The sequence below is a fragment of the Gelidibacter salicanalis genome, from assembly GCF_016469035.1.
Lineage (GTDB): Bacteria > Bacteroidota > Bacteroidia > Flavobacteriales > Flavobacteriaceae > Gelidibacter > Gelidibacter salicanalis_A.
Window position 1 is genome coordinate 52858 of the sequence record NZ_JAEHJZ010000028.1, and the last position, 25187, is coordinate 78044.

Annotated in this window: 35 protein-coding genes; 4 read left to right on the forward strand and 31 right to left on the reverse strand. The window is 36.8% G+C overall.

Translation table 11 applies throughout. The features are described 5' to 3' along the window. Positions 1-9 precede the first annotated feature (9 nt). The 31 genes from JEM65_RS11705 to rpsL form a co-directional block, all read right to left on the reverse strand. Positions 10-1002, reverse strand: coding sequence for a DNA-directed RNA polymerase subunit alpha (locus JEM65_RS11705; RefSeq protein ID WP_146893520.1), 993 nt, complete (start codon positions 1000-1002; stop codon positions 10-12). Positions 1003-1097: 95 nt separating this feature from the next. Next, complete coding sequence (gene rpsD / locus JEM65_RS11710; RefSeq protein ID WP_199599682.1) at positions 1098-1703, reverse strand: 30S ribosomal protein S4; 606 nt, start codon at positions 1701-1703, stop codon at positions 1098-1100. 175 nt (positions 1704-1878) lie between these two features. Continuing rightward, entirely contained in the window at positions 1879-2268 is a 390-nt protein-coding gene (gene rpsK / locus JEM65_RS11715) for a 30S ribosomal protein S11 (RefSeq protein WP_133758890.1), read from the reverse strand. Between the two features lie 101 nt (positions 2269-2369). Next, positions 2370-2744: a 30S ribosomal protein S13 gene (rpsM, locus tag JEM65_RS11720; RefSeq protein WP_199599690.1), complete on the reverse strand. Its 375-nt coding sequence runs from the start codon at positions 2742-2744 to the stop codon at positions 2370-2372. Between the two features lie 2 nt (positions 2745-2746). Beyond that, positions 2747-2863, reverse strand: a complete 117-nt coding sequence (gene ykgO / locus JEM65_RS11725) for a type B 50S ribosomal protein L36 (RefSeq protein WP_008269159.1) — start codon at positions 2861-2863, stop codon at positions 2747-2749. Between the two features lie 111 nt (positions 2864-2974). Beyond that, positions 2975-3190 (reverse strand): translation initiation factor IF-1, encoded by a 216-nt coding sequence (infA, locus tag JEM65_RS11730; protein ID WP_146893516.1) that lies wholly within the window; start codon positions 3188-3190, stop codon positions 2975-2977. 7 nt (positions 3191-3197) lie between these two features. Next, positions 3198-4544 carry a preprotein translocase subunit SecY gene (gene secY / locus JEM65_RS11735; protein ID WP_199599692.1) on the reverse strand — a complete coding sequence of 449 codons (1347 nt, stop codon included), beginning with the start codon at positions 4542-4544 and terminating at the stop codon, positions 3198-3200. A 13-nt stretch (positions 4545-4557) separates the two neighbouring features. Then, complete coding sequence (gene rplO / locus JEM65_RS11740; RefSeq protein WP_199599694.1) at positions 4558-5010, reverse strand: 50S ribosomal protein L15; 453 nt, start codon at positions 5008-5010, stop codon at positions 4558-4560. Positions 5011-5022: 12 nt separating this feature from the next. Next, a complete protein-coding gene (rpmD, locus tag JEM65_RS11745) occupies positions 5023-5205 on the reverse strand; it encodes a 50S ribosomal protein L30 (RefSeq protein WP_199599696.1) in 183 nt (60 codons plus the stop codon). Positions 5206-5311: 106 nt separating this feature from the next. After that, the gene (gene rpsE, locus JEM65_RS11750; protein WP_199599698.1) at positions 5312-5836 is read right to left on the reverse strand and encodes a 30S ribosomal protein S5; all 525 of its coding nucleotides are present in this window, start codon (positions 5834-5836) and stop codon (positions 5312-5314) included. A 6-nt stretch (positions 5837-5842) separates the two neighbouring features. Beyond that, entirely contained in the window at positions 5843-6199 is a 357-nt protein-coding gene (gene rplR, locus JEM65_RS11755; protein ID WP_199599700.1) for a 50S ribosomal protein L18, read from the reverse strand. Positions 6200-6209: 10 nt separating this feature from the next. After that, the gene (gene rplF, locus JEM65_RS11760) at positions 6210-6752 is read right to left on the reverse strand and encodes a 50S ribosomal protein L6 (RefSeq protein ID WP_199599702.1); all 543 of its coding nucleotides are present in this window, start codon (positions 6750-6752) and stop codon (positions 6210-6212) included. A 12-nt stretch (positions 6753-6764) separates the two neighbouring features. Beyond that, positions 6765-7163, reverse strand: coding sequence for a 30S ribosomal protein S8 (gene rpsH / locus JEM65_RS11765; protein WP_199599704.1), 399 nt, complete (start codon positions 7161-7163; stop codon positions 6765-6767). 135 nt (positions 7164-7298) lie between these two features. Further along, positions 7299-7568, reverse strand: coding sequence for a 30S ribosomal protein S14 (gene rpsN, locus JEM65_RS11770; RefSeq protein WP_199599711.1), 270 nt, complete (start codon positions 7566-7568; stop codon positions 7299-7301). Between the two features lie 3 nt (positions 7569-7571). Next, positions 7572-8123: a 50S ribosomal protein L5 gene (rplE, locus tag JEM65_RS11775; RefSeq protein ID WP_199599713.1), complete on the reverse strand. Its 552-nt coding sequence runs from the start codon at positions 8121-8123 to the stop codon at positions 7572-7574. A 2-nt stretch (positions 8124-8125) separates the two neighbouring features. Next, a complete protein-coding gene (rplX, locus tag JEM65_RS11780) occupies positions 8126-8437 on the reverse strand; it encodes a 50S ribosomal protein L24 (RefSeq protein ID WP_199599753.1) in 312 nt (103 codons plus the stop codon). Between the two features lie 54 nt (positions 8438-8491). Continuing rightward, the gene (gene rplN / locus JEM65_RS11785; protein WP_027126041.1) at positions 8492-8860 is read right to left on the reverse strand and encodes a 50S ribosomal protein L14; all 369 of its coding nucleotides are present in this window, start codon (positions 8858-8860) and stop codon (positions 8492-8494) included. 2 nt (positions 8861-8862) lie between these two features. Next, entirely contained in the window at positions 8863-9120 is a 258-nt protein-coding gene (gene rpsQ, locus JEM65_RS11790) for a 30S ribosomal protein S17 (RefSeq protein WP_066436347.1), read from the reverse strand. 18 nt (positions 9121-9138) lie between these two features. Continuing rightward, complete coding sequence (rpmC, locus tag JEM65_RS11795) at positions 9139-9330, reverse strand: 50S ribosomal protein L29 (protein ID WP_027126039.1); 192 nt, start codon at positions 9328-9330, stop codon at positions 9139-9141. Positions 9331-9342: 12 nt separating this feature from the next. Next, the gene (gene rplP, locus JEM65_RS11800) at positions 9343-9768 is read right to left on the reverse strand and encodes a 50S ribosomal protein L16 (protein ID WP_199599715.1); all 426 of its coding nucleotides are present in this window, start codon (positions 9766-9768) and stop codon (positions 9343-9345) included. 19 nt (positions 9769-9787) lie between these two features. After that, positions 9788-10519: a 30S ribosomal protein S3 gene (gene rpsC / locus JEM65_RS11805; RefSeq protein WP_199599717.1), complete on the reverse strand. Its 732-nt coding sequence runs from the start codon at positions 10517-10519 to the stop codon at positions 9788-9790. Positions 10520-10527: 8 nt separating this feature from the next. Beyond that, the gene (gene rplV, locus JEM65_RS11810) at positions 10528-10935 is read right to left on the reverse strand and encodes a 50S ribosomal protein L22 (RefSeq protein ID WP_199599720.1); all 408 of its coding nucleotides are present in this window, start codon (positions 10933-10935) and stop codon (positions 10528-10530) included. Positions 10936-10943: 8 nt separating this feature from the next. Then, on the reverse strand, positions 10944-11222 hold the full coding sequence (gene rpsS / locus JEM65_RS11815) for a 30S ribosomal protein S19 (protein ID WP_199599722.1): 279 nt from the start codon (positions 11220-11222) through the stop codon (positions 10944-10946). A 10-nt stretch (positions 11223-11232) separates the two neighbouring features. After that, a complete protein-coding gene (gene rplB / locus JEM65_RS11820; protein ID WP_199599724.1) occupies positions 11233-12060 on the reverse strand; it encodes a 50S ribosomal protein L2 in 828 nt (275 codons plus the stop codon). 10 nt (positions 12061-12070) lie between these two features. Next, positions 12071-12361: a 50S ribosomal protein L23 gene (gene rplW, locus JEM65_RS11825; protein ID WP_146893505.1), complete on the reverse strand. Its 291-nt coding sequence runs from the start codon at positions 12359-12361 to the stop codon at positions 12071-12073. A 6-nt stretch (positions 12362-12367) separates the two neighbouring features. Further along, a complete protein-coding gene (gene rplD / locus JEM65_RS11830) occupies positions 12368-12997 on the reverse strand; it encodes a 50S ribosomal protein L4 (RefSeq protein WP_199599726.1) in 630 nt (209 codons plus the stop codon). Further along, positions 12997-13614, reverse strand: coding sequence for a 50S ribosomal protein L3 (gene rplC / locus JEM65_RS11835; protein ID WP_199599728.1), 618 nt, complete (start codon positions 13612-13614; stop codon positions 12997-12999). Before rplC ends, rplD begins: the two co-directional genes overlap by 1 nt. A gap of 302 nt (positions 13615-13916) precedes the next feature. After that, on the reverse strand, positions 13917-14222 hold the full coding sequence (rpsJ, locus tag JEM65_RS11840) for a 30S ribosomal protein S10 (protein ID WP_066436369.1): 306 nt from the start codon (positions 14220-14222) through the stop codon (positions 13917-13919). Positions 14223-14234: 12 nt separating this feature from the next. Then, entirely contained in the window at positions 14235-16361 is a 2127-nt protein-coding gene (fusA, locus tag JEM65_RS11845) for an elongation factor G (protein WP_199599730.1), read from the reverse strand. Positions 16362-16365: 4 nt separating this feature from the next. Continuing rightward, positions 16366-16842, reverse strand: coding sequence for a 30S ribosomal protein S7 (gene rpsG / locus JEM65_RS11850; RefSeq protein WP_133758911.1), 477 nt, complete (start codon positions 16840-16842; stop codon positions 16366-16368). An 80-nt stretch (positions 16843-16922) separates the two neighbouring features. Beyond that, positions 16923-17297, reverse strand: a complete 375-nt coding sequence (gene rpsL, locus JEM65_RS11855) for a 30S ribosomal protein S12 (protein WP_027126027.1) — start codon at positions 17295-17297, stop codon at positions 16923-16925. 174 nt (positions 17298-17471) lie between these two features. Between rpsL and JEM65_RS11860 the strand changes: the two genes are divergently transcribed. The 4 genes from JEM65_RS11860 (at position 17472) to rlmB (ending at position 25092) form a co-directional block, all read left to right on the forward strand. Next, complete coding sequence (locus JEM65_RS11860; RefSeq protein ID WP_233530630.1) at positions 17472-19157, forward strand: POTRA domain-containing protein; 1686 nt, start codon at positions 17472-17474, stop codon at positions 19155-19157. Between the two features lie 308 nt (positions 19158-19465). After that, positions 19466-22726, forward strand: coding sequence for a SusC/RagA family TonB-linked outer membrane protein (locus JEM65_RS11865; protein WP_199599739.1), 3261 nt, complete (start codon positions 19466-19468; stop codon positions 22724-22726). A gap of 12 nt (positions 22727-22738) precedes the next feature. Continuing rightward, positions 22739-24190 carry a SusD/RagB family nutrient-binding outer membrane lipoprotein gene (locus JEM65_RS11870; RefSeq protein ID WP_199599741.1) on the forward strand — a complete coding sequence of 484 codons (1452 nt, stop codon included), beginning with the start codon at positions 22739-22741 and terminating at the stop codon, positions 24188-24190. 167 nt (positions 24191-24357) lie between these two features. Continuing rightward, positions 24358-25092, forward strand: a complete 735-nt coding sequence (gene rlmB / locus JEM65_RS11875; RefSeq protein ID WP_199599743.1) for a 23S rRNA (guanosine(2251)-2'-O)-methyltransferase RlmB — start codon at positions 24358-24360, stop codon at positions 25090-25092. Positions 25093-25187: the final 95 nt, after the last annotated feature.

Here is a 25187-nt window from a genome sequence, read left to right on the forward strand (position 1 = left end):
GTAAATCTACTAGTCTTTATCTAATTTATATTTACTTAAATCCATTCCGAAGTTCAAACCTTTAACATTGACTAGTTCTTCTAGCTCCGTTAATGATTTTTTACCGAAGTTTCTGAATTTCATTAAATCATTTTTGTTGAAAGATACTAAGTCTCCTAAAGTATCAACTTCTGCAGCTTTTAAACAGTTCAATGCACGTACAGAAAGATCCATATCAACCAATTTGGTTTTCAATAGCTGTCTCATATGAAGGGATTCTTCATCATAAGTTTCAGTTTGTGCAATTTCATCAGCTTCTAAAGTGATACGCTCATCAGAGAATAACATAAAGTGATGGATTAAAATTTTGGCCGCTTCAGTTAAGGCATCCTTAGGATTGATTGATCCGTCCGTTTGGATTTCAAAAACCAATTTCTCGTAATCTGTCTTTTGCTCAACACGGAAGTTTTCAATCCCGTATTTCACATTTTTTATTGGTGTATAAATTGAATCTGTAAAGATGGTTCCAATTGGTGCAGAAGCTTTTTTATTCTCTTCAGCAGGAACATAGCCTCTACCTTTTTCAATAGTCAACTCCATATTAATGCTTACTTTGGAATCTAAATTACAGATGACCAAATCTTTGTTAAGCACTTGAAAGCCTGAAATGAATTTCTGGAAATCACCAGCAGTAATTTGATCTTGTCCTGAAATGGAAATAGTAACAGTTTCGTTATCAATTTCGTCTATTTGACGCTTAAAGTTAACTTGCTTTAAGTTCAAAATTATTTCAGTAACATCTTCAACTACACCCGCAATTGTGGAAAACTCATGATCTACACCTTCAATTCTAACAGATGTAATAGCAAATCCTTCCAAAGAAGACAACAAAACCCTTCTTAAAGCATTACCTACAGTTAATCCATAGCCAGGTTCAAGAGGTCTAAACTCAAACTTCCCTTCAAAAGGAGTTGAATCGATCATGATGACTTTGTCGGGCTTTTGAAAATTTAAAATTGCCATATTATTCTTCGTTTTAATTGTTATTTAGTTGCGCGGTATATAAGTTTGAAGAAGACTAATAAACCCTTTGGCTAAACACCAATATGATTAATTTATTATTTAGAGTATAATTCAACGATAAATTGTTCGTTGATATTTTCTGGAATTTGAACTCTTTCAGGTACAGCAACAAAAGTTCCTTGTTTAGTTTCATTGTTCCATGTCATCCACTCATAAACAGTGCTAGAGTTAGATAATGAATTTTGAATAATATCAAGAGATTTAGATTTCTCTCTTACGGCAACAACATCGCCTGCTTTTAATTGGTAAGAAGGAATGTTTACGAATTCTCCGTTAACAGTGATGTGTCTGTGAGAAACCAATTGACGTGCTCCACTACGTGAAGGTGATAGGCCTAATCTGAAAACCACGTTATCTAAACGAGACTCACATAATTGTAGCAAAATTTCACCAGTAATACCACGTGCAGCAGTTGCTTTTTTAAACATGTTTCTGAATTGCTTTTCTAAAATACCGTAAGTATATTTAGCTTTTTGCTTTTCCATTAACTGGAGGGAGTATTCAGATTTTTTTCCACGACGCTTGTTTGCACCATGTTGACCAGGAGGATAGTTTCTTTTTTCGAAAGCTTTATCATCTCCGAAAATAGCTTCACCGAATTTTCGGGCTATTTTAGTTTTAGGACCAGTATATCTTGCCATTTCTTAAATTAATTTATGAGAGTGTCTATGAATTAAGGTCTTAAACTTATCCTTCGATAGACAGTGATCTCTCGTTAATACTTGTTTGTTATTTTTTTCAATTTGCAAATTTACACATAAAAAACTAATATCAACCATTTAAAACAGTTGATATTAGTTAGAGATACGTTATAAACTATACACGTCTACGTTTTGGAGGGCGACATCCATTATGTGGCAATGGGGTAACATCAATAATTTCTGTTACTTCAATACCTGCATTATGAATAGAACGGATAGCAGATTCTCTACCATTACCTGGTCCTTTTACATAAACTTTTACTTTCTTCAGTCCAGCTTCTCTTGCTACTGCTGCAGCATCTTCAGCGGCCATTTGGGCAGCGTATGGAGTATTCTTTTTAGAACCTCTAAAGCCCATCTTACCAGCTGATGACCAAGAAACGACATCACCTTTTTTGTTTGTCAAAGAAATAATGATGTTGTTGAATGAAGCGGCAATGTGTGCCTCTCCGTTTGCTTCAACAATAACCTTACGTTTTTTAACCTTTGTACTTGCCTTTGCCATATTTTTTTTTAGTTTTTAGTATTAGTTTATAGTCGCTAGAATCCTAAACCGTTAAATTTCAAACAGATTCTTTCCAACGTCTAAAGACTAAAGACTATTTTTTATTTAGTTGCCTTTTTCTTGTTAGCAACAGTTTTTCTTCTACCTTTTCTAGTTCTAGAGTTGTTCTTAGTGCGTTGACCTCTTAAAGGAAGTCCAGCTCTATGACGAATACCTCTGTAACATCCAATATCCATTAAACGCTTGATGTTTATTTGGATTTCTGAACGCAACTCACCTTCAATAGTAAAGACACCTACAGCTTCACGAATATTACTGATTTCGTCATCTGTCCAATCCTGAACTTTTGTGTTTTCATCAACTTTAGCTTGTGCTAAAATTTCTTTTGCTCTGCTTGCACCTATCCCGTAGATGTAAGTTAAAGAGATTACTCCTCTTTTCTGTTTTGGTATATCAACACCTGCAATTCTTGCCATAATTAACCTTGTCTTTGTTTGAATCTAGGATTCTTTTTGTTAATGACGTAAAGTCTTCCTTTTCGACGTACTAACTTACAATCAGCACTCCTTTTTTTAACTGATGCTCTTACTTTCATCTGTTCCTGTTATTTATTTTTAATTGTCAAATGGAACCTTCGGTTTCATCTGTTCCTGTTATTTGGTTTTTATTGGTCAGATGGAACTGTCGGTTTCATCTGTTCTATTTATTAATATCTATAAGTTATTCGAGCCTTAGACAAATCATAAGGGCTCATTTCTAATTTTACTTTGTCTCCTGGTAACAGTTTAATGTAGTGCATACGCATTTTACCAGAAATATGCGCTGTGACTATGTGTCCATTTTCTAATTCAACACGGAACATCGCATTGGATAATGCTTCTATAATCGATCCGTCCTGTTCTATTGATGCTTGTTTTGCCATAATAATATTAAGCTATTGCTTTTCTATTTTTGCCAGTTTTCATTAAGCCATCATAGTGTTTGTTCAACAAATATGAATTGACTTGTTGCATCGTATCAATTGCAACACCTACCATAATCAATAATGAGGTACCTCCAAAGAACAATGCCCAACCTTGCTGTACGCCCATCAATTTAACTACAACCGCTGGGAACACAGCAATCAACGCTAAAAATATAGACCCAGGTAAAGTTATTTGAGACATAATCTTGTCCAAGTACTCAGAGGTTTCAGTTCCTGGTCTAATACCCGGTATAAAACCACCACTACGTTTTAAATCATCTGCCATTTTATTTGTTGGTACAGTGATAGCGGTGTAGAAGTACGTAAAGATAATGATCAATAACGCAAATACAATGTTGTACCAAAGGCCGAAGATGTCGGAGAAGTTAGTTTGTAACCAAACGCCAACAGCACCTTCACCTAATCCTTTACCCACCAATGTTGGTACAAACATAATTGCCTGAGCAAAAATGATTGGCATAACACCAGAAGCATTTAATTTTAAAGGTAAAAACTGTCTTGATCCAAATACATTCTTTTCATAACCACCAGAAGCAGTACGGCGCGCATATTGCACAGCAATCTTACGAACACCCATGACCAACATAATTGATAGTAAAATGATAACGAACCAGATGACCAATTCAATAAGCACCATCATCAATCCGCCGTTACCACCACCTTCTAATCTAGAGGCGTAGTTTTGAACAAATGACGCGGGCATACGAGCAATGATACCTACCATAATCAATAAAGAAATACCGTTACCGATACCTTTATCAGTTATTTTTTCACCCAACCACATTGCAAATACAGTACCGGTTACCAAAATAATTACTGAAGACACGTAGAACATGGTTCCTGTACCCAATAAAAATGCCGATGAAGGAATACCTAATGCTGGTAAACTAGCCAAGTATCCTGGTGCTTGCACCAAACAGATCCCAATAGTTAACCAACGTGTGATTTGATTGATCTTTTTACGTCCGCTTTCCCCATCCTTCTGTAATTTTTGAAGGTAAGGAATGGCAATACCCATTAATTGAACGACAATTGAAGCCGAAATGTATGGCATGATACCTAAGGCAAATACCGAAGCATTCGCGAAAGCTCCACCTGTAAAAGCATTAAGAAGTCCTAGAAGACCTTGATCCGTATTACTGGCCAAAGCACCTAACTGACTTGCATCAATACCTGGTAAAACCACTTGTGCACCAAAACGATAAACTAAAAGAAGGCCAAGCGTAAGCATGATTCGATCTTTTAGTTCTGTTATTTTCCAAACATTTTTTAAAGTCTCTATAAATTTCATTCTCTAAAAGGTCTTATAAAGTTACAGCTTCTCCTCCGGCAGCTTCAATAGCAGCTTTTGCTGAAGCGGTAAATTTATGAGCAGTAACTTTTAATTTTGATTTCAATTCGCCACGACCTAAGATTTTAACAAGATCATTCTTGTTTACAACCCCTAGTTCTAATAACGTCACAAAATCAACAGTGTCTGTAATGATTTGACCATCTACCAATTGTTGTAGTTTATCAAGATTGACACCTTGATATTCTATACGATTGATATTTGTAAATCCAAACTTAGGCACACGTCTTTGAAGTGGCATTTGACCCCCTTCAAAACCTAATTTCTTAGAATAACCAGAACGAGATTTCTGACCTTTGTGACCCTTTGTTGCAGTACCACCTTTACCAGAACCTTGTCCTCTACCTATTCTTTTGCCTTGATTTTTAACTGACCCTTCAGCCGGTTTTAAATTACTTAAATCCATTATTCTGCTGTATTATTTTGTTTCCTCTACAGAAACTAAATGTTGAACTTTATTAATCATTCCAAGGATACTTGGCGTGTCATCATGCTCAACAACCTGATTCATTTTACGCAAACCTAAAGATTCTAAAATCCTCTTTTGCGTTTGTGTACGGTTGATAGCACTTTTTACTTTTTTTACTTTAATCTTTGCCATTTTTTTATAGTATTAAGTAGTTAGTATTAGGTATTAAGAATTTAGCGCAAAGTGCATTGAAAATCACTTGTTACTTTGTACTTAATACTTCGTACTCCATACTCATTTATCCGTTAAATACTTTTGTAAGTGAAATACCTCTTTCTCTAGCTATAGATCCTGCATCTCTTAATTGCAACAAAGCATCAAAAGTCGCTTTAACTACGTTATGAGGATTTGAAGAGCCTTGAGATTTTGATAATACATCATGTACACCTACTGCCTCTAAAACCGTTCTTACAGCACCACCAGCAATAACTCCAGTACCTTCAGAAGCTGGAATGATATTTACTCTTGCACCACCATACTTACCTTTTTGTTCGTGTGGTAATGTTTTGTTTTTGATAGGAATTCTCACTAAATTTTTCTTAGCGTCTTCAATGCCTTTTGCAATTGCCGTAGCCACATCTTTAGATTTCCCTAAACCATGTCCTACAACTCCAGCTTCATCTCCAACTACTACAATAGCAGAAAAACCGAATGCTCTACCACCTTTAGTAACTTTAGTAACTCTCTGTACACCTATAAGATGATCTTTAAGGTCTAACCCACTAGGTTTTACTAATTCTGCGTTTTTATATTTTTGATACATAATGTCTTAAAATTTTAGTCCTGCTTCTCTAGCACCATCTGCTAATGATTTTACTCTTCCGTGATATTGATACCCACCTCTATCAAAAGAAATAGTTTCAACACCAGCTTTCAAAGCTCTTTCTCCTACAGCTTTACCAACTAACGTGGCAATGTCTGTTTTGGTTCCTTTTGCAGAACTAATGTCTTTATCTCTTGAAGATGCAGCACTAATAGTATTACCAGTTACATCGTCGATAATTTGAGCATAAATTTCTTTATTGCTTCTAAATACAGCCAAACGAGGTCTTGTCTCTGTTCCAGAAACAACCTTACGAATCCTGTTTTTTATTCTTAATCTCTTTTGATTTTTTGTCAATGCCATAACTATACGATTATGCTGATTTACCTGCTTTTCTTCTTAATACTTCTCCTACAAACTTAACACCTTTTCCTTTGTATGGTTCAGGTTTTCTATACCCGCGAATCTTCGCTGCCACCTGACCTACCAATTGTTTGTCGTATGAAGTTAACTTTATGATTGGATTTTTCCCTTTTTCAGAAATGGTCTCCACTTTAACTTCAGGAGCTACTTCTAAAACAATATTATGAGAAAACCCTAAAGCTAAATCTAATTTTTGTCCTTGGTTTGAAGCTCTATAACCAACACCAACCAATTCTAATTGCTTGGTCCAGCCTTGAGATACTCCTTCAACCATATTCTTTACCAATGATCTGTAAAGACCGTGGTTAGTTCTTGCTTCTTTACTGTCTGATGGACGTGCTACTGACACTTCACCATCTTTTACAGTAATTTCAACACTTTCAAATTTCTGAGTCAACTCACCCAATTTACCTTTTACAGTAATTACGTTGTCTTTGACGTCTATTGTAACCCCTTCTGGGATTGCTACTGGATTATTTCCTATTCTTGACATATCTCTCCTTTTTTAGTAAACGTAGCACAATAATTCACCACCAACATTCTCTTTATGCGCTTGCTTTCCAGTCATAACTCCGTGAGAAGTTGACACAATTGCAATTCCAAGTCCGTTAAGGATTCTTGGCATTTCACTAGAGCTTGCGTATTTACGTAAACCTGGTTTACTTAATCTTTGAATTTTTCTGATGACAGGCTCTTTAGTCTCTTTATTGTATTTAAGCGCTATTTTGATAGTGCCTTGTACTGAAGAGTCATCAAACTTGTAACTTAAAATATACCCTTGGTCGAATAATATTTTAGTGATTTCTTTTTTCAGATTTGATGCAGGAATCTCGACAACTCTATGGTTGGCCATTACTGCATTTCTAACTCGTGTTAGATAATCTGCGATTGGATCTGTAGTCATTTATATTAAATTTCGGATATGGTTTTTGGTTCTCCCCAAACCTATATCCAGTTCATACTCTTACTGAGATGCGAAATTTCGCATCTTTACAACGCGATGAATCGCGTTATATCAGAAACGCAAGGTGTTGCGTTTCTACCAGGATGCTTTTCTAACTCCTGGGATCAAGCCTTGGTTTGCCATTTCACGTAACATAACACGAGAGATTCCAAAGATACGTACGTATCCTCTTGGTCTTCCGGTTAATTTACAACGGTTGTGCAAACGCACTGGTGATGCATTTCTTGGTAACTTTTGTAACGCTTCATAATCTCCAGCTTCTTTCAAAGCCTTACGTTTCTCTGCGTACTTATCTACCATTTTTTGTCTTTTCACCTCACGGGCTTTCATTGATTCTTTAGCCATATCTTAGTTCTTTTGAAAAGGTAAACCTAATTCTGTTAATAGCGATTTTGCTTCTTTATCTGTAGGAGCCGTTGTGACAAAGGTAATATCCATTCCTGAAATATTGTTAACTTTATCAATATCTATTTCTGGAAAGATAATTTGCTCAACAATACCTAGGTTATAGTTACCTCTACCGTCAAAACCTGTAGCTCTGATACCGTTAAAGTCTCTTACACGTGGTAATGCCGATGTTACCAAACGGTCTAGAAACTCATACATTTGCTCACCGCGTAATGTAACTCTAGCCCCAATTGGCATTCCTTTACGTAACTTAAACGTTGCGATATCTTTTTTAGATAACGTTGCTACGGCTTTTTGACCAGAAATTTTGGTCAACTCATCCACAGCGTGGTCTACTAACTTTTTATCGGCAACTGCAGCACCTACTCCTTTAGATATTACTATCTTTTGAAGTTTAGGAACTTGCATTACGTTTTTATATCCGAATTCTTCTGTAAGAGCAGAAACTACTTTGTCCTTGTACTCTTGTTTTAATCTTGGAATATAAGCCATAACTAAATTACTTCATTTGATTTTTTAGAAAATCTCACTTTTTTATCGCCTTCCATTCTATAACCAATACGGGTGGTTTCACCTTTACCACTCAAGAGTGATAGGTTGGAAATATGAATAGGCGCTTCTTTCTCTACAATGCCACCTTGAGGGCTTTGTGCACTTGGTTTAGTATGTTTCTTAACCATGTTCACGCCTTCTACAATCGCTTTGTTCTTATCTTTTAAGATCTTTACAACTTTGCCTTCGGTACCTTTATGGTCTCCAGCAATTACTTGTACTGTATCTCCCGATTTTATTTTAAACTTTGTCATCATCTTTATTTTTTTTTGCAACGATTAGCTGTTGAAACGCAGCGTTCTGCGTTTTTACAGCACTTCAGGTGCCAATGATACAATTTTCATGAATTGCTTATCACGAAGTTCTCTTGCAACAGGTCCAAAAACACGTGTGCCTCTCATTTCTCCTTGCGGATTTAAAAGTACACAAGCATTGTCGTCAAATCTGATATAAGATCCGTCTGGACGTCTTACTTCCTTTTTGGTACGTACAACAACAGCTGTAGAAACAGCTCCCTTTTTGATGTTACCATTAGGCGTTGCATCTTTTACAGAAACAACTATCTTGTCACCTACAGAAGCATATCTTCTTTTAGTACCACCTAGAACGCGGATAGTCAAAACTTCCTTTGCTCCAGTGTTATCAGCTACTTTTAATCTTGATTCTTGTTGTAACATAATTACTTCGCTCTTTCAATTATTTCTACTAATCTCCAACATTTGGATTTACTTAAAGGTCGTGTTTCCATGATCTTTACGGTGTCTCCAATGTTACAGTCATTTGTCTCATCGTGTGCAACGTATTTCTTCGTTTTTAACACGAATTTTCCATACATAGGGTGTTTTACTTTCTTAACTTCAGAAACCACAATGGATTTCATCATTTTGTTACTTGTAACAATGCCTATACGTTCTTTTCTTAAATTTCTTTTTTCCATCTTTCAGCGGAATACAAATTATTGTACTTCTCTTTTAGTTAATTCGGTTGCAATTCTTGCTACAGAACGTCTCACGTTGCGTAATTGAATCGGATTTTCTAAAGGTGAGATTGCATGTGCCATATTCAGGTCAGCATAACTCTTTTTAGTTTCACCTAACTTATCTTGTAATTCAGCTGTAGAAAGCTGTTTAATTTCTGATTGCTTCATAATATCTATGTATTAAGCTTCGTAATCTCTAGCGATTAAGAATTTTGTTTTTACAGGTAATTTTTGAGCTGCCAAACGTAATGCTTCTTTTGCAACGTCCAATGGCACGCCACCTACTTCAAACATAATTCTACCTGGCTTCACTACAGCTACCCAATATTCTACAGCACCTTTACCTTTACCCATACGTACTTCAAGAGGCTTTTTGGTGATAGGCTTGTCTGGAAATATTTTGATCCAAAGTTGCCCTTCTCTTTTCATAAAACGTGTAGCTGCAATACGAGCTGCCTCAATTTGACGAGATGTTAAAAACATTCCCGTTTCGTGTACCGATTTTATACCGAACATTCCATTTGAAAGTTCATGTCCTCTACCGGAATTTCCTTTCATGCGGCCTTTTTGCTGCTTACGGAATTTTGTCTTTCTAGGTTGTAACATTTTTCTTTAACTTTAAAAATTACTTTCTACGACGGGGTTTATTATTCCCACCACGTCTTGGCGCATCAGATCCTCCTTTGCCGCCTTGTTTTTTGGATAATCCAACAAGCGGTGAAAGATCTCTCTTACCATACACTTCACCTTTCATGATCCACACCTTAACACCCAATCTACCATAAGTAGTATGTGCCTCAACTAAAGCATAGTCAATGTCAGCTCTAAACGTCGATAATGGAATTCTTCCTTCTTTGTAGTGTTCAGAACGTGCCATTTCAGCACCGTTTAAACGCCCACTAATTTGAATCTTGATCCCTTCAGCATTCATTCGCATTGTTGCAGCAATTGCCATTTTGATGGCACGTCTGTAAGAAATACGATTCTCGATTTGACGAGCAACGCTAGATGCTACTAAAAAGGCATCCAATTCTGGTCTCTTGATCTCGAAGATGTTCAATTGAACTTCCTTATCTGTAATTTTCTTAAGCTCTTCTTTTAACTTGTCTACCTCTTGACCACCTTTCCCGATAATGATACCAGGTCTTGCAGTTGTGATAGTAACGGTTACAAGTTTAAGCGTACGCTCAATAATTACTCTTGACACACTTGCTTTAGATAAACGAGCGTGAACATATTTTCTAATCTTATCGTCTTCAGCAAGTTTATCTCCATAATCATTGCCACCGTACCAGTTAGATTCCCATCCTCTGATAATTCCTAAACGATTTCCGATTGGATTTGTCTTTTGTCCCATATCTCTATTTAAGCTTGTGTGTTATTGATTGCTCCAATAACCACGGTAACGTGGTTAGAACGTTTTCTAATTCTGTGTGCACGACCTTGAGGTGCTGGACGTAATCTTTTCAACATTGCGCCACCATCTACTCTGATCTCTTTAACGAACAAGCCTGCATCTTCAATGCTTGCATCTTCGTTTTTTGCTTGCCAATTGGCAATTGCTGAAAGCACCAACTTCTCTAAACGACGAGATGCTTCTTTAGGGCTAAATCTTAAGATATTTAGAGCCATTTCAGCTTTTTGTCCCCTAACCAAATCCGCAACTAAGCGCATCTTTCTCGGTGATGTAGGACAGTTATTAAGCTTTGCAAAAGCGATGTGCTTTTTTTCTTCCTTAATAGCGTCTGCCATTTGTTTTTTACGACTTCCCATAGCTCTACTTATTTTTTACCTTTATTTTTAGCACCGGCATGACCTCTAAAAGATCGTGTTGGTGAAAATTCTCCTAATTTGTGACCTACCATATTCTCAGTTACAAAAACTGGTACAAATTGACGACCATTGTGAACAGCTATAGTTTGTCCAACAAAATCCGGGGAAATCATAGAGGCTCTAGACCACGTTTTGATAACCGATTTTTTGTTTGAAGCTACATTCTCTTCAACTTTTTTACTCAATTTATAATGGATGTAAGGTCCTTTTTTTAATGAACGTGCCATATTATCTCAATTATTTCTTTCTACGTTCTACAATATATTTATTACTCGCTTTTGTTTTAGAACGGGTTCTATAACCTTTAGCAGGTATACCATTTCTAGAACGTGGATGACCACCAGAAGACTTACCTTCTCCACCACCCATTGGATGATCGACAGGGTTCATAACTACAGGTCTTGTACGTGGACGTCTACCCAACCATCTTGATCTACCTGCTTTACCAGATACAGTCAATTGATGATCAGAGTTAGATACAGCTCCAATAGTTGCCATACATTCTACAAGTATTAAACGTGTTTCACCAGAAGGTAATTTAATAGATGCGAATTTTCCATCTCTCGCCATTAACTGTGCGAATGAACCAGCACTTCTTGCCATAATTGCTCCTTGTCCAGGACGCAATTCAATACATGAAATGATAGTACCAAGAGGAACATACTTTAGTAGCATTGCATTTCCAATTTCTGGAGCAACACCTTCAGCACCTGAAACTACAGTTTGCCCAACTTGTAAACCATTTTGAGCAATCATGTAACGTTTCTCACCATCTTGATAATTCAAAAGAGCGATAAATGCTGTTCTGTTTGGATCGTACTCGATAGACGCCACTTCTGCTGGAATTCCAGTTTTGTTACGTTTGAAATCGATAACACGATACTTTCTTTTATGACCACCACCAATATAGCGCATGGTCATTTTTCCTTGACTGTTTCTACCACCAGATCTCTTGTTCGGAACGAGTAAACTCTTTTCCGGCTTATCAGTAGTAATGGCGTCAAATCCATTAACTACTCTAAATCGCTGACCTGCTGTGATCGGTTTTAATTTTCTTACTGACATTTGTCTTTAATTACATGTTAGTGTATAAATCAATTGATTCACCTTCCGCCAGTTGTACAATTGCTTTTTTAACAGCATTTGTTTTACCATTCTGAATACCTGTCTTTGTGTGACGGGTTCTTCTGTCTGGACGGACATTTATAGTACGAACTTTTTCAACGGAAACGCCATAAGCAGCTTCCACCGCTTTTTTTATTTCAACCTTGTTCGCCTTCGTATTCACTTGGAAGCTATAGCAGTTGTTTAACTCGCTATTAGCTGTCGCTTTTTCAGTGATTATAGGTTTAATTAAGATGCTCATGTTTCCTTATTTACTTAAATTCGATTCAATTCCTTCTAAAGAGCTCTCTAAAAGGACTAATTTATTTGCGTTTAAAATCTTGTAAGTACTTAATTCTGAGTTCATTATAACATCAGAACCTTTTAAATTACGTGAGGACAAATATACATTATTATTTGAGGCACCCAACACAAACAAAGATTTTTTATTCTCAACACCCAACGCTTTCAATACGTTAGTGAAGTTTTTGGTCTTTGGAGAATCAAAATTAAAATCTTCCATTACCACAATCGCGCTATCATTAGCTTTCATTGTTAAGGCTGATTTACGTGCTAAACGCTTAAGGCCTTTGTTCAATTTAAAGCTATAGTTTCTTGGTCTTGGACCAAACATACGTCCACCACCTTTAAATACACCAGACTTGATAGATCCTGCACGTGCTGTACCAGTACCTTTTTGTTTCTTGATCTTACGTGTACTTCCAGAGATTTCTGCTCTTTCCTTAGCCTTATGCGTTCCTTGACGTTGGTTAGCAAGATATTGCTTAACATCTAAGTAAACTGCATGGTTATTAGGCTCAATAGCAAACACATCTGCAGAAAGTTCAACCTCTCTACCTGTGCTTTTTCCGTTTATATCTACAACTGCTACTTTCATTATTTCTGAATAATTACATAAGAGTTTTTATGACCAGGAACACATCCTTTAACCACCAATAAGTTCTTTTCAGGAACTACTTTGTAAACTCTTAAATTTTCAACATTCACTCTCTCGCCACCCATTCTTCCGGCCATCTTCATTCCTTTAAATACTCTTGCAGGATACGAAGCCGCACCAATAGAACCAGGAGCTCTTAAACGGTTATGTTGACCATGCGTAGCTTGACCAACTCCACCAAAACCATGACGCTTTACAACCCCTTGGAATCCTTTTCCTTTAGATGTACCAGCAATATCAACAAATTCACCTTCAATGAAATGTTCTACTGTAATAGCATCACCTAATTTGTAATCTTCTCCAAATCCTTGGAATTCAACGACTTTTCTCTTAACAGAAGTACCGGCTTTTTTGGCATGACCTGCCTCAGCTTTAGTGGAACTTTTCTCTGTCTTGTCATCGAAACCAAGTTGAAGAGCACTATACCCGTCAACCTCTTCGGTTCTGACTTGGGTAACGATACATGGACCTGCTTCAATAACGGTACACGGAATGTTTTTTCCGTTCTCGTCGTAGATACTGGTCATACCGATTTTTTTTCCAATTAACCCAGACATAAATATTAATTTGTTTGTTATGGACAATTCACGACTTGTCCGCTTTTTTATATATAGGTAATTCGTGACTTACCTATGTATTTAAAAATATTCAGGGCCGAAAATACTTCAGCCCTGAATGTATTTTTACCGTTTTTCCCTCGCACGCAGCTCGGGACATGTTGAGACACATAATTATGTGTCTCTAAATTTTTTGTATAGATGCAATATTATGCGTTTCTGCAATTTGTACAGACGCAAAATTTTGCGTCTCTATGGCAATATTTTGCCTCCATTATTCGGAGACGCAATATTTTGCGTCTCTATACCTTAATCTCTACTTCTACACCACTTGGCAACTCCAATTTCATCAAAGCATCAATTGTTTTTGATGAAGAACTATAGATGTCCAAAAGTCTTTTGTAAGAACTTAATTGGAACTGCTCTCTAGCTTTCTTGTTAACGTGTGGAGAACGTAAAACCGTAAAGATTTTTTTATTTGTTGGTAAAGGAATTGGCCCAGTTACAACTGCGCCCGTACTTTTTACCGTTTTAACAATCTTATCAGCAGATTTGTCCACCAACATGTGATCGTAAGATTTTAGTTTTATTCTGATTTTTTGACTCATTTTCTTGAAAATTTAAGCTTCGACGCCTTTAGCTGCTTTAATCACTTCTTCAGATATATTAGAAGGAGTTTCAGCATAATGTGAAAATTCCATTGTTGATGTTGCACGACCTGAAGACAATGTTCTTAATGTGGTAACATATCCAAACATTTCAGATAATGGCACAGTTGCTTTTACAGTTTTTGCACCAGCTCGGTCACCCATATCAGTCATTTGTCCTCTTCTTCGGTTCAAATCGCCAACTATATCACCCATGTTTTCTTCTGGTGTAATCACCTCGATCTTCATGATAGGCTCCATTATTACGGCTTTAGCAGCTTTAGCAGCATTTCTAAATCCGATTTTTGCAGCCAACTCAAATGATAGTTGATCAGAATCCACATCGTGGTAAGATCCGTCAGTAAGTGTCACTTTCATGGCATCTACTTCATAACCTGCCAATGGACCATTGACCATTGCCATTTTAAATCCTTTTTCAATTGAAGGGATAAATTCTTTAGGAACGTTTCCACCTTTAATAGCAGAAACAAATTCTAAACCTGTTTTACCTTCTTCAGCTGGCTCCAAAGTAAATTGGATATCAGCAAATTTACCACGACCACCAGATTGTTTTTTGTAAACTTCTCTATGTTGTGCCGGTCTAGTAATTGCCTCTTTATATTCTACTTGTGGTGCACCTTGATTTACTTCAACTTTAAATTCACGACGTAAACGGTCTACAATGATGTCTAAGTGAAGCTCACCCATTCCAGAAATAATAGTCTGTCCTGAAGATTCATCTGTACGTGCTGTAAAGGTAGGATCCTCTTCAGCTAATTTTGAAAGCGCCATCCCTAATTTGTCAACATCAGCTTTTGTTTTAGGTTCTACCGCGATACCAATAACGGGATCAGGGAAATTCATTGATTCTAACACAATTGGATGCTTCTCATCAGACATGGTATCACCAGTCTTAATATCCTTAAACCCTACGGCAGCTCCAATATCTCCTGCTTCGATAAAATCAAGAGCAATTTGTTTGTTGGCATGCATTTGGTAGATACGAGAAATACGCTCTTTCTTACCTGAACGGTTGTTCAAGATATAAGAACCTGCATCTAAACGACCAGAATACGCTCTAAAAAATGCTAAACGACCAACAAAAGGATCGGTAGCAATTTTAAACGCTAAAGCTGAAAATGGTTCATTAACACTTGGTTTACGTCTTTCCTCTTTTTCTGTATCAGGATTGATACCGATAACGCTTTCTCTATCCATAGGGGATGGTAAGTAGCGACAAACAGCATCCAATAAAAACTGAACGCCCTTATTTTTAAATGAAGATCCACATACCATAGGAATGATTGCCATATCCATTACAGCAGCTCTAAGTGCAGCATGCACTTCATCTTCTGTAATAGAGTTTTCATCTTCCATGAATTTCTCTAATAGATTCTCATCGTAGCTGGCTACCTCTTCAATCAATAAAGCTCTAAACTCACGAACTTCATCTTTCATCTCTTCAGGGATAGCTACAACGTCAAAGGTTGCTCCGAAGTTATCATCATGCCATACAATAGCTCTGTTTTTAACTAAGTCAACGATTCCTTTAAAGTCACTCTCATCACCAATAGGTAAAACGATTGGCACTGCATTAGAGCCTAACATTTCTTTTACCTGTTTGTTAACTTCTAAAAAGTTAGACCCTTGACGGTCCATTTTGTTAACAAACCCGATTCTTGGAACTTTATAATTATCAGCAAGCCTCCAGTTAGTTTCAGATTGTGGCTCAACACCATCAACTGCACTAAATAAGAATACTAAACCATCCAATACACGTAAAGAACGATTTACCTCTACGGTAAAATCAACGTGACCTGGAGTATCAATAATATTGAAATGGTAAGACTGAGCCTCTTCGGTCGGTTCACCATTCTCTTTTGGAAACACCCAATCACAAGTCGTAGCTGCAGAAGTAATTGTAATACCTCTTTCTGCTTCTTGTTCCATCCAGTCCATTGTTGAAGCACCATCATGTACTTCACCAATTTTATGAGAAACGCCCGTATAAAAAAGAATACGTTCAGTTGTAGTTGTTTTCCCAGCATCAATATGTGCTGCAATACCTATATTTCTTGTAAGTAATAAATCTCTTGCCATATATTTAGAATCTAAAGTGTGAGAACGCTTTATTAGCTTCTGCCATTTTATGAGTATCTAAACGCTTTTTAACCGCTGCACCTTCTTCTTTTGCCGCTGCTAAAATTTCAGCAGCCAATTTTGCTGGCATAGATTTCTCATTTCTTTTGCGTGAGTAACTAATCAACCATTTCATAGCTGTAGATACCTTACGGTCTGGACGAATTTGCATTGGGATTTGAAATGTTGCACCACCAACACGACGACTACGTACTTCTACGTGAGGCATTACGTTAGATAAAGCATCTTTCCATGTTTCCAAGGCTGTTTTTTCTTCATCAGTTTTCTTTGCTTCTACAATGTCAATGGCATCATAAAATACTTTAAAAGCTACTGACTTTTTACCATCCCACATCATCATGTTAACGAAACGAGTTACTAACTGGTCGTTAAAACGTGGATCTGGTAAAAGCGGTCTCTTTTTTGCTGCTCTTTTTCTCATGTCTTCTTTGTTAATTTTAAATCATTAAAATTAATGTTGCAATAAATTGCGCCATTAATCAGACGTAACATGTTGCGTCTCTACTTTTTAGGGCGTTTTGTTCCGTATTTAGATCTACGTTGCGTTCTACCTGTAACACCTGCGGTATCTAAGGCACCACGTACAATGTGATATCTAACTCCTGGCAAATCTTTTACCCTTCCACCTCTAACCAATACTATCGAGTGCTCCTGTAGATTGTGACCTTCGCCGCCAATGTATGCATTAACCTCGTTTCCGTTTGTCAAACGAACCCTTGCTACCTTACGCATTGCTGAGTTAGGTTTCTTAGGTGTCGTCGTATAAACACGAGTACACACACCACGTCTTTGTGGACACGAATCAAGGGCAACCGATTTACTCTTCTTGGTTATTTTGGTTCTTCCTTTTCGTACTAATTGTGAAATTGTTGGCATATATTTCTATATAAATTTGTTTTACTCCTCGCTTTTGAGGGCTGCAAAGGTAGAAAATAAATTCGCTTTTTCAAAAGTAAAACAATTAATTTTCAAATCTTTGGTCAATTATTTTTCATTCCACCAGTTTTTAGATAAATTTTTCCTTTAGCTTTGAACCTCTTTAAGTTTTACATGACTTTAAAATCAATTTTCTTACTCCTTGTTTTTGGATGGCTCTCATCTTCAAGTCTATTGGCTCAATCCTTACATCTTAGGGCAGTTGGCCAAGTTGAAACCGAATCCAGGGTACTAGAATCCTTAAACTACAAAAACTCCTTTGAGACTTTTAATAACCTTCAGATAGAAGCACAACATATCAGCATAATGTTATTAGATCAAGGTTATCTGGAAAGTGACTTGCTCAGTTTGGAGAAACAAACGGATTCTTCTTATGTGGCATCCTATCGTTTAGGCACTCTTTATACCAACGCAAGAATTTATTTTACGGCAGACTTTAACAACAAGATCCTCAAATTGGTTTCGGCCAGCATTACCGAAACCTATTTTGAAATTGAGCTTGCAAAACTTGAAACGGCACTTCAATTGCTGAACACCGAAATCGCTAATAATGGCGATCCATTCTCCACCCTCCAACTCACCAACATCAAAAAAGCAAACGGCCTGTTAACTGCCAATTTAAAAATTGAAGTAAAAGAACAAAGAACAATTGACACTATTATTGTAAAAGGCCACGACAAATTTCCGAAAGCATATGTTAGACGTTATTTAAAACTAAAACCGAAACAACCTTTTAACTTAAACACCATCCGTCGGAAAACAGCAGCCTTAGATAATTTACAGTTTGCCTCCCAAATAAAAGAACCTGAAGTACTTTTTACAAAAGATTCTACCTTACTATATATATATGTAGAGAAACAAAAAAGCAATACGTTTGATGGGTTTTTGGGTTTTGGCACCAATACTGAAACCAACAACATTGAATTTAATGGATATTTAAACTTGAATCTTATAAATACCCTTAATTATGGCGAGTCTTTAAGATTGCTGTACAAAAGTGATGAAAGCGATCAGAAAACTTTTGATGTAAAAGCAAAATTACCTTATATATTTGGATCCCCGCTAGGCATGCAAGTGGGGATAACTATTTTTAAAAAGGATTCCTCCTATATAACCGCTTCGCAAGTTGCAAAAATTGATTTTCAAATTAATCCTAAAAACAGTATTGGGCTCGGTATCTCGTTATTAACCTCCACAAATTTGTTAAATGTTGATGTTATTAATATTAATGATTTTCAGACCACTTTTTATGATTTAAGTTATCATTATACAAACCTGCAACGGCACGACCGCTTATTTCCTATCAATTTCTTGTTTGAAATTACTGGCGGTTTGGGAAATAGGACCTTAAAAAACACTGATGAAACACAAAGCAAATTTGAACTGAACACTTTTAAAATATTTAATTTAGATGATCGGAATAGTATTTACACCAATATTAACGCTGCCCTTTTAAATTCAAATACGTTCTTGGACAATGAGCTCTTTAGATTTGGCGGTATCAATTCTATTAGAGGTTTTGAAGAAAACAGCTTATTGGCCAATTTGTTTGGTGTTCTAAATACAGAATACCGCTATAAGGTGACCAACAGCCTCTATATCAATTCTATTATAGATCTCGCCTACTATGAAAACCAAAGCCTCGCTACCCAAAGCAAACTATTAGGACTGGGGTTTGGTTTTGGTGTACTCACCCAAGCGGGTCTTTTTAAATTAAACTACAGCAACGGGAGCTCAGAAGATCAGACCATAAAGGTGTCTGATTCCAAAGTGCATTTGAGTTTAACGGCTACATTTTAAATACTCAAAAAGATTCACCTCAATTAAATTGTCTTATGACTTCTCAATAATTTTGGTAAAGTATTAACTTAATTAAACTATGACCATTGTCATATCCTGAGAATTAATAAAATTTTAAGATATTTATTTTCAGAAATCGAAGTCAACGAAGCATTTGCAAAACAACAGGTTGCACCTCATAACACTTATAAATTCAAGAAAATTGATTGATATATCTAACACCGCAGTTGAAATTGAAAGTTAATTAAATTGTTTTTTTAACAATTTATTAGCACTTTTACGCCAGACTAATTCAAATTAATTTAAATATGAAAACAAAGTATAGTGGAATTTTAACGCTATTACTAGCGTTCTTTGTGCAAATGTCGTTTGCGCAAGAAAAATTAATTTCAGGAACGGTATCAGATAATTCTGGTCTACCACTTCCTGGGGTTAACATTATTGTAAAAGGCACCACAACTGGTACACAGTCGGATTTTGATGGTAATTACACCATTACCGCTAAGTCAGGAGATGTTTTGACTTTTACATATGTAGGGTTGAAAGCCCAAGAAGTTACAGTAGGTGCTTCTAATACTGTCAATGTAACCATGCAAGAAGATGCTGCGGTACTTGATGAAGTAGTTGTAACTGCCTTAGGTATTTCAAGAGAGAAAAAATCCCTCGGGTATTCGACACAGGAAGTTGAAGGTGATGAACTCAACACTGTTAAAAGTGGAAATTTCGTTAATGCGCTATCTGGGAGAGCATCTGGAGTGCAAATTAAAAGAAACAATAACATGGGCGGATCTACTAACGTAGTCATTAGAGGTAATGCGTCTTTAACTGGAAGCAATCAAGCTCTATTTGTTATTGATGGTGTCCCTATCAATAATACCAACTCTAACTCTAAATATCAAGGAGAAGCGAGTGGTGGTTATTATGATTATGGTAATGCCGCTTCTGATATCAATCCAGATGACATTGAATCTGTCAATATTCTAAAAGGTGCTGCAGCTTCTGCTCTATACGGATCAAGAGCGGCCAATGGTGTGATCATGATCACCACTAAATCAGGTAAAAAGGCTACTGGATTAGGGATAACCGTCAATTCAGGTGTCTCTTTTGGCTCTATTGACAAAAGTACTTTTGCTGAATACCAAGAACAATATGGCGCAGGATATGGTGCGTACTATGATGGTCCTGGAGGGTTTTGGCTTTTAGAGGATATTGATGGAGATGGTAATGATGATCAAGTGGTTCCTTATACAGAAGATGCTTCTTATGGTGCTCCATTTAATCCAAACTTAATGGTATATCAATGGAATGCATTTGATCCTGATTCGCCTTTCTATCAAACCGCAACACCTTGGGTAAATGCAGAAAACGGACCAATTACCTTTTTTGAAACACCCATTACCACTACCAACTCTATTTCTGTTGAGAACGGAATGGATAATGGATCTTACAGGTTAGGTTATACACGCTTTGAGCAAAGCGGTCTTTTACCAAATAGTAATATTACCAAACATAACTTTTCAATCAGTGGAAATTATAAATTGAATGACAAATTAACTGCAACAGGTTATGCCAATTACATCAAGACAGATGGTTTAGGCCGTAACTCAACAGGTTATAATGATAATGTCATTTCCAACTTTAAACAATGGTGGCAAACTAATGTTGATCTTCAAGAGTTAAAGGACATCTATTTTGCAACGGGACGTAACGTGACTTGGAATCCTGGTACCTCAGCCGCAGGAGATGCACCAATTTTTTGGGACAATCCTTATTTTCAACGTTATGAGAATTATCAAAATGATTCAAGAAGTCGATTTATAGGTAATATGTCCTTAAATTACAAATTGACAGATTGGTTAAACATTACGGGTAGAATTGCGACTGATACATATACTGAATTACAAGAAGAACGAAGAGCAAATGGTAGTGTACCTACTTCATTTGGTGTTCCTGACAGTAATGGTAACAGAGGTAATGTGGATTCAGGTTATGGAAGAAGAAATATTGCCAATACTGAGACAAACTACGATTTGATGTTGAATTTTGACAAGGATTTTGGAGAAAAATTCAACCTTAAAGGTATTTTAGGTGCCAATGTTAGAAGAAATGAATTTGAATCTATTTATGCTGCTACTAGCGGTGGTTTAAGTGTGCCAAAATTGTATTCCTTACAAAACAGCGTAGGACCACTTCCATTGCCTAAAGAGCAGTATGAGCGTCAAGGTGTAGATGGTATTTATGCAAGTGCCTCATTAGGATTTGACAGCACAATATTTGTGGATGCTACTATAAGAAGAGATCATTCTTCTACATTACCTAAAGACAATAGCACGTTCTATTACCCTTCTATTGCTACAAGTTTCGTGTTTTCAAACTTGATTGACTCTGATGTTATCTCTTTTGGTAAATTAAGAGCCAGTTATGCTGAAGTAGGTAATAGTGCTCCTTTTGATTTTCTTTCCGACACTTATAACGTGAACATTCCACCAGGTTCTTCAAGTACTTCTGTTGATAATATTAAGAAAAATCCAAACCTTAAACCAGAAAGTACTGAAAGTTTAGAAGCAGGTATAGAGATGCGTTTCTTAAAAAGTAGATTAGGTCTTGATGTAGCGGTTTATAAAACCAACTCAGTAGATCAGATTTTTGGTGTTCCAGTTTCAACTGCTACAGGATATACTTCTAAAATTTTAAACGCTGGCGAAATTGAAAATAAAGGTATTGAAGTTACAGTATTTGCTGCTCCTGTAAGGAATGAAAATTTTTCTTGGGACATGAATTTAAACTGGTCTCAAAACGATAATAAAGTAGTTGCTTTAGCTGACGGGATTGATAATTTACAATTAGGCTCTTTCCAAGGCGGTGTTACTCTTAATGCTAGAGTAGGTGAGCCTTATGGCGTCATTAACGGTACTGATTACACGTATATTGATGGTCAACGCGTTGTGGATGCAACATCAGGAGAGTATATCAAAACGTCTACATCTGACCAAGTGATTGGTGATATCAACCCAGAATGGATTGCAGGTATTTCTAATAAATTCACTTATAAAAATTTATCGCTTAGTGTCTTGATTGATATCCAAAAAGGTGGAAGTATTTTCTCTTTGGATCAATATTATGGACTTGCAACAGGTTTATATGCTGAAACCGCATTTCTCAATGATCTTGGCAATCCTGTCAGAAACACTTTGGATGATGGTGGTGGATTTATCAACCCAGGCGTTAACGCTGATGGTTCAGCAAATACTACACGTATTAGAGCGGATAGATTTGGGGCCTTTGGATACCGTAGAGGGTTACCTGACAAAGCGTTTGTTTATGATGCAGGATTCGTGAAATTAAGAGAGGTAGCACTATCTTATAGCCTACCACAAAGATTAATTAGTAAATCATTATTAACAGACGTGACATTTAGCGTGATTGGTTCAAATTTATGGATCATTGATAAAAGCCTTCCTCATGCTGATCCAGAAAGTGGTTTAGGTTCAGGCAACTTACAAGGATATTCTGTAGGCTCCTTACCTACAACAAGAGACTTTGCTTTTAATGTTAAATTGAAATTTTAAAAACTAATGAAAATGAAAAAAATAATAATTCTATTAATAGGCGCAGTCGCCATATATTCCTGCTCTAGTGATTTAGAGAATTTAAATCAGAATATAAAAGACCCTGCTAGTGTTCCTGGTGAGTCATTGTTTACAGGAGCTCAAAAGAACCTTGTTGACCAAATCGTAGAGATCAATGTCAACTTGAACAATACGCAATTGTGGGCTCAATTTTTACAAGAGGCCACATATACTGATGAAAGTAATTATGACCAGGTTACTAGAACAATACCGCAAGGGCATTGGGATGCTATGTATAAAGATGTGTTAAAGGATTTGGATGAATCTTCAAAAGTTATTAGTGCTACAACCTATACAACTGACGATTTAAATGCATTAAAGCCAAACAAGCTTCTGATCAATGAAATTTTAACGGTTTATACATATAGTAATTTAGTTGAAACCTTTGGTGATGTCCCTTACACTGAAGCTTTAGATATTGATAATTTACAACCAAAATATGATGATGGCCTGACCATTTACAAAGACTTGCTTACAAGATTGACAGCCGCTATCAGCAGCTTAGACACAAGCTTGGGGAGTTATGGAAATGCAGATGGAATATATCAAGGCGATGTTAGCCAATGGAAAAAATTTGCAAATACACTTAAGTTGAGAATGGCAAATACCCTTTCTGACATTGAACCTGCCCTAGCCCAAACAGCAATGACAGAAGCCATTAATAGTGGTATTATTTCAAGTGCTGCAGACAACGCAACCTATACGTATTATGGAGCTGACCCTAATACAAACCCTGTTTTTGCTGCGTTAGTTTTAAGTGGTAGAAAGGATTTTGTTGCTGGAAAAACAGTAATTGATATTATGAATGACTTAGATGATCCAAGAAGGCCGTTATACTTTACAACAATAGACGGTGCCTATGTGGGAGGTGTTATTGGTGAAGAATCTACTTATGCGAACTTTTCCCATTTTTCTGAGAAATTTGAAAACGCCACCTTGCCAGGAGTTCTATTTTCCTATTCAGAGGTGGAATTCATTTTGGCCGAAGCAGCCGCTAGAAACTTTACAGTCCCAGGAACGGCAGAAGAGCACTATAACAATGGGATTATGGCATCCATTCTTTATTGGGGCGGAACTGCTGCAGATGCAACCATATATTTATTGCAACCTGAAGTAGCTTACACTTCTGCGCTTGCAACAAGCACAGCTGCAATGCCTTGGAAAGAGGTTATTGGAACGCAAAAATGGCTGGCATTATTTAACAGAGGCACGGAAGCCTGGACTTCAATCCGTCTTTTAGATTTTCCTAAAATGGCAGAACCTGTCGATGCCGTGTCAGGTTATCCAAACAGATACACGTTCCCGATTGTTGAACAGACTTTAAATGGCACAAACTATAATTCTGCTTCCACTGCAATAGGTAGCGACACAGCAGAACAAAAACTGTTCTGGGATGTAAACTAAATAATCATTCTTTACAATTACCTAAAACCTCTTAAGCTTAAAAACTTAAGAGGTTTTTTTATGTGCAAGACTCACTTCTATGAATTCTCAAGACCAATCATATTTTTCTGTTTTGATTTTTATAAAAGCTTCTAAGAATAAGAGCGTTTATTTTATACCTTTGCGCCATGGAACATGAAACTACTATTTTTGGAATCAGAGCGGTTATAGAAGCGATCAAATCTGGCGAAAATATTGATAAAATATTTTTACAGAAAGGCTTACGCGGAGAGTTATTTACAGAACTCGAGCAATTGTTGCACAAGGAACGCTTAAATTCTTCCTACGTACCTGTTGAAAAACTCAACCGACTCACCACTAAGAACCATCAAGGGGTTGTGGCTCAAATTGCGCCCATTAGTTTCTATCCTATTGAAGAATTGGTAGCCAACGTTATGGAATCTGGCAAAACACCTTTATTCCTCCTTTTGGATCAATTGAGTGACGTTCGTAATTTTGGCGCGATTATCAGAACTGCAGAATGTACTGGTGTTTCTGGTATTATCATTCAGAAAAAAGGTGGAGCACCCGTTAATGGAGACACCATCAAAACAAGTGCCGGTGCCATTTTTAAAATTCCTATTTGTAAAGTAGATCATATTAAAGACGCCGTATTCTACATGCAAGCTTCCGGTATAAAAGTGATTGCCGCTACTGAAAAGACTGATCAAAATCTTTATGATGTTTCCTTTAAAGAACCCTGTGCCATTATTTTAGGGTCAGAAGGAAAAGGTATTAATCCCTCCATTTTAAAAGTGGTAGATGATAAAGCTAAATTGCCTATTCTTGGGGAGATTGAATCGTTAAATGTGTCTGTGGCCTGTGGTGCTTTTTTGTATGAAGTGGTGAGACAGCGGCTTTAAGATTGGTGATTTGTGACCCGCCCGAACGTGCCTTTTCGGTACGGGCGGGTTGTTGATTGATGATTGATGATTTTATGACCGATGTCAGATGACGG

Excerpts from the sequence above, each read along its gene's own strand:
- rpsD (WP_199599682.1), bottom strand. The coding sequence starts at position 1,703 with ATGGCAAGATATACTGGTCCTAAAACTAAAATAGCCCGAAAATTCGGT.
- rpsK (WP_133758890.1), bottom strand. The coding sequence starts at position 2,268 with ATGGCAAAGGCAAGTACAAAGGTTAAAAAACGTAAGGTTATTGTTGAA.
- rplC (WP_199599728.1), bottom strand. The coding sequence starts at position 13,614 with ATGTCTGGGTTAATTGGAAAAAAAATCGGTATGACCAGTATCTACGAC.
- rplV (WP_199599720.1), bottom strand. The coding sequence starts at position 10,935 with ATGGGAAGTCGTAAAAAACAAATGGCAGACGCTATTAAGGAAGAAAAA.
- rpsS (WP_199599722.1), bottom strand. The coding sequence starts at position 11,222 with ATGGCACGTTCATTAAAAAAAGGACCTTACATCCATTATAAATTGAGT.
- rplX (WP_199599753.1), bottom strand. The coding sequence starts at position 8,437 with ATGACAAAGTTTAAAATAAAATCGGGAGATACAGTACAAGTAATTGCT.
- JEM65_RS11705 (WP_146893520.1), bottom strand. The coding sequence starts at position 1,002 with ATGGCAATTTTAAATTTTCAAAAGCCCGACAAAGTCATCATGATCGAT.
- fusA (WP_199599730.1), bottom strand. The coding sequence starts at position 16,361 with ATGGCAAGAGATTTATTACTTACAAGAAATATAGGTATTGCAGCACAT.
- rpsC (WP_199599717.1), bottom strand. The coding sequence starts at position 10,519 with ATGGGACAAAAGACAAATCCAATCGGAAATCGTTTAGGAATTATCAGA.
- rpsL (WP_027126027.1), bottom strand. The coding sequence starts at position 17,297 with ATGCCAACAATTTCACAATTAGTACGAAAAGGAAGAACCAAAATAACC.
- JEM65_RS11870 (WP_199599741.1), top strand. The coding sequence starts at position 22,739 with ATGAAAAAAATAATAATTCTATTAATAGGCGCAGTCGCCATATATTCC.
- rpsJ (WP_066436369.1), bottom strand. The coding sequence starts at position 14,222 with ATGAGTCAAAAAATCAGAATAAAACTAAAATCTTACGATCACATGTTG.
- rpsM (WP_199599690.1), bottom strand. The coding sequence starts at position 2,744 with ATGGCAAGAATTGCAGGTGTTGATATACCAAAACAGAAAAGAGGAGTA.
- rplW (WP_146893505.1), bottom strand. The coding sequence starts at position 12,361 with ATGAGCATCTTAATTAAACCTATAATCACTGAAAAAGCGACAGCTAAT.
- rpsQ (WP_066436347.1), bottom strand. The coding sequence starts at position 9,120 with ATGGAAAAAAGAAATTTAAGAAAAGAACGTATAGGCATTGTTACAAGT.
- rplF (WP_199599702.1), bottom strand. The coding sequence starts at position 6,752 with ATGTCAAGAATAGGAAATAATCCAGTAGCAATCCCAGAAGGGGTTACA.
- rpmC (WP_027126039.1), bottom strand. The coding sequence starts at position 9,330 with ATGAAGCAATCAGAAATTAAACAGCTTTCTACAGCTGAATTACAAGAT.
- rplD (WP_199599726.1), bottom strand. The coding sequence starts at position 12,997 with ATGAAAGTAGCAGTTGTAGATATAAACGGAAAAAGCACAGGTAGAGAG.
- infA (WP_146893516.1), bottom strand. The coding sequence starts at position 3,190 with ATGGCAAAACAAGCATCAATAGAACAGGACGGATCGATTATAGAAGCA.
- rpmD (WP_199599696.1), bottom strand. The coding sequence starts at position 5,205 with ATGGCAAAGATTAAAGTAAAAAAAGTAAAAAGTGCTATCAACCGTACA.
- JEM65_RS11860 (WP_233530630.1), top strand. The coding sequence starts at position 17,472 with ATGACTTTAAAATCAATTTTCTTACTCCTTGTTTTTGGATGGCTCTCA.
- rplO (WP_199599694.1), bottom strand. The coding sequence starts at position 5,010 with ATGGATTTAAGTAATTTAAAACCGGCTGAAGGGTCAGTTAAAAATCAA.
- rplE (WP_199599713.1), bottom strand. The coding sequence starts at position 8,123 with ATGGCTTATATTCCAAGATTAAAACAAGAGTACAAGGACAAAGTAGTT.
- rplB (WP_199599724.1), bottom strand. The coding sequence starts at position 12,060 with ATGTCAGTAAGAAAATTAAAACCGATCACAGCAGGTCAGCGATTTAGA.
- secY (WP_199599692.1), bottom strand. The coding sequence starts at position 4,544 with ATGAAATTTATAGAGACTTTAAAAAATGTTTGGAAAATAACAGAACTA.
- rplN (WP_027126041.1), bottom strand. The coding sequence starts at position 8,860 with ATGTTACAACAAGAATCAAGATTAAAAGTAGCTGATAACACTGGAGCA.
- rplR (WP_199599700.1), bottom strand. The coding sequence starts at position 6,199 with ATGGCATTGACAAAAAATCAAAAGAGATTAAGAATAAAAAACAGGATT.
- rpsH (WP_199599704.1), bottom strand. The coding sequence starts at position 7,163 with ATGACTACAGATCCAATCGCAGATTATCTAACACGAGTTAGAAATGCA.
- JEM65_RS11865 (WP_199599739.1), top strand. The coding sequence starts at position 19,466 with ATGAAAACAAAGTATAGTGGAATTTTAACGCTATTACTAGCGTTCTTT.
- rpsE (WP_199599698.1), bottom strand. The coding sequence starts at position 5,836 with ATGTATCAAAAATATAAAAACGCAGAATTAGTAAAACCTAGTGGGTTA.
- rlmB (WP_199599743.1), top strand. The coding sequence starts at position 24,358 with ATGGAACATGAAACTACTATTTTTGGAATCAGAGCGGTTATAGAAGCG.
- rpsN (WP_199599711.1), bottom strand. The coding sequence starts at position 7,568 with ATGGCTAAAGAATCAATGAAAGCCCGTGAGGTGAAAAGACAAAAAATG.
- rplP (WP_199599715.1), bottom strand. The coding sequence starts at position 9,768 with ATGTTACAACCTAGAAAGACAAAATTCCGTAAGCAGCAAAAAGGCCGC.
- ykgO (WP_008269159.1), bottom strand. The coding sequence starts at position 2,863 with ATGAAAGTAAGAGCATCAGTTAAAAAAAGGAGTGCTGATTGTAAGTTA.
- rpsG (WP_133758911.1), bottom strand. The coding sequence starts at position 16,842 with ATGAGAAAAAGAGCAGCAAAAAAGAGACCGCTTTTACCAGATCCACGT.